Below are 1930 nucleotides of genomic sequence, written 5' to 3' on the forward strand. Positions count from 1 at the left end.
TTAGCGCTGGTGCTGGTCATCGCGCTGCTGGTCGCCGCAGTCGTCTGCGCGCTGGTCGGCTACACCATCGAACGCGTGGCTTACCGGCCCTTGCGTAGAGCGCCGCGTTTGGCTCCGCTGATCACCGCCATCGGTGTATCGATTCTTCTGCAGACGATCGCCATGATGATCTGGGGCCGCAATCCGCTGGCCTTCCCGCAACTGCTGCCGACCGATCCGATCAACGTGATCACCGCCACGGCCGACCGTCCGGGCGCGGTTATCTCGATGACGGAAATCGTGATCATCGTGGTGGCGTTCATCGTGATGGGCGGCTTGCTGCTGCTCGTGCACAAGACGAAACTCGGCCGCGCGATGCGCGCCATTGCCGAGAACCCCGGTGTCGCGAGCCTGATGGGGGTCAACCCTAACTTCGTGATCTCCGCGACCTTCATGATCGGCTCCGCGCTCGCTGCACTGGCCGGTGTGATGATCGCCTCCGAATACGGCAACGCGCACTTCTACATGGGCTTCATTCCCGGGTTGAAGGCGTTCACGGCCGCGGTGCTGGGCGGGATCGGCAACCTGGGCGGCGCCATGGTGGGCGGCGTGCTGCTCGGGCTGATCGAACAGCTCGGGGCGGGGTATATCGGCAATCTGACAGGCGGTGTGTTCGGCAGTAACTACCAGGACGTGTTCGCGTTCATCGTGCTGATCATCGTGCTGGTGTTCCGTCCGTCCGGCCTGCTCGGCGAACGTGTCGCAGATCGCGCATAAATAGGGGAGACCAAGCATGACTTCAATTCAACCGATCGAGCCGTCGACCACGCTCATCCCTGAAAAAAAGACCGCGAAGAACTACGCCGTCACGGTGCTGGTTACCGCACTCGTCGTCCTCGCGCCGATGCTGATCGGCGCCGCCGGCGGCAACTACTGGGTGCGCGTGCTCGACTTCGCGATGCTGTACGTGATGCTGGCGCTCGGCCTGAACGTAGTGGTGGGTTTTGCCGGGCTGCTGGACTTGGGCTACATCGCGTTCTACGCGGTGGGCGCTTACGTGGCTGCGTTGCTGTCCTCGCCGCAGTTGACCACGCAGTTCGAGTGGATCGCGCACCTGTTCCCCGGCGGGCTGCATACGCCGATCTGGGTGATCGTGCCGTGTGCGATGGGGCTGGCCGCCACCTTTGGCGTGTTGCTCGGTGCACCAACGCTGCGTCTGCGTGGTGACTACCTCGCTATCGTGACCTTGGGCTTTGGGGAAATCGTCCGGATCTTCATGAACAACCTGGATCGTCCGGTCAACATCACGAACGGGCCGAAGGGGATTACCGGTATCGACCCGGTGTCGTTCCTCGGATTCGATTTGTCGAAGACGCACTCGTTGTTCGGGTTCAGCTTCCCCTCGGTCTACAACTATTACTACCTGTTCGTGCTGTGTTCGCTGTTCGTGATCTTCGTGTGCGTACGCTTGCAGCATTCGCGTATTGGCCGCGCGTGGGCCGCGATCCGCGAGGACGAAATCGCCGCGAAGGCAATGGGCATCAACACCCGTAACGTGAAGCTGCTGGCCTTCGCGATGGGTGCCTCGTTCGGCGGTTTGTCGGGCGCGATGTTCGGTACGTTCCAGGGATTCGTTTCGCCGGAATCGTTCACGTTCTGGGAGTCCATCGTCGTGCTGGCCTGCGTGGTGCTCGGCGGCATGGGCCACATTCCGGGCGTGATCCTGGGCGCGGTGCTGCTGGCCGTGTTCCCTGAATTCCTGCGCTCGACCATGGGTCCGCTGCAGAACTTCATCTTCGGTCACCAGATCGTGGACACCGAAGTCATCCGCCAGTTGCTCTACGGTCTCGCGATGGTGCTCATCATGCTGTATCGCTCGGAAGGCCTGTGGCCGTCTCCGAAACACGAAGACAAGATCGCGAAGATTGCGAAGCGCGCCGGCAAGAAGCCG

2 protein-coding genes are annotated in these 1930 nt (G+C 62.0%); both read left to right on the forward strand.

Annotated elements, in window-relative coordinates:
- Nucleotides 1–756: branched-chain amino acid ABC transporter permease (locus ABH944_RS44505; RefSeq protein WP_404615815.1), on the forward strand; the 756-nt coding region annotated here is incomplete at its 5' end.
- A gap of 16 nt (nt 757–772) precedes the next feature.
- Nucleotides 773–1930: ABC transporter permease subunit (locus ABH944_RS44510; protein WP_404615813.1), on the forward strand; the 1158-nt coding region annotated here is incomplete at its 3' end.

It is taken from the genome of Caballeronia udeis, from assembly GCF_044909315.1.
GTDB lineage: Bacteria > Pseudomonadota > Gammaproteobacteria > Burkholderiales > Burkholderiaceae > Caballeronia > Caballeronia udeis_A.